We start from the raw sequence: 233 nt of genomic DNA on the forward strand, positions 1-233 counted from the left end.
GCGTTAATTGGCTGTAATAATAATCAAAACGACAATCAAAGTCAAAACAATAATCAAATTAATGCAAATCAAAATAGCGTGATTAATCCTTTCACGACTAATGTAAACGGAAGGATTAATTCAAAAGGAATAGCCGCAATTTCAAGAAACATGAATTTTGCGACTATAGAATTCACGAGGCATCCCGTAGGAGAAAACGATATTTTAATCGAAATCCTTTACGCTGGAATTTG

1 pseudogene is annotated in these 233 nt (G+C 33.0%); it reads left to right on the forward strand.

Going from position 1 to position 233, the window contains the following annotated elements:
* Positions 1–233 (forward strand): annotated as a pseudogene (locus EZH24_RS14685) (NAD(P)-dependent alcohol dehydrogenase); the annotation flags it as partial.

This window comes from Brachyspira catarrhinii, from assembly GCF_005518285.1.
In the GTDB taxonomy this organism is placed as follows: domain Bacteria; phylum Spirochaetota; class Brachyspiria; order Brachyspirales; family Brachyspiraceae; genus Brachyspira; species Brachyspira catarrhinii.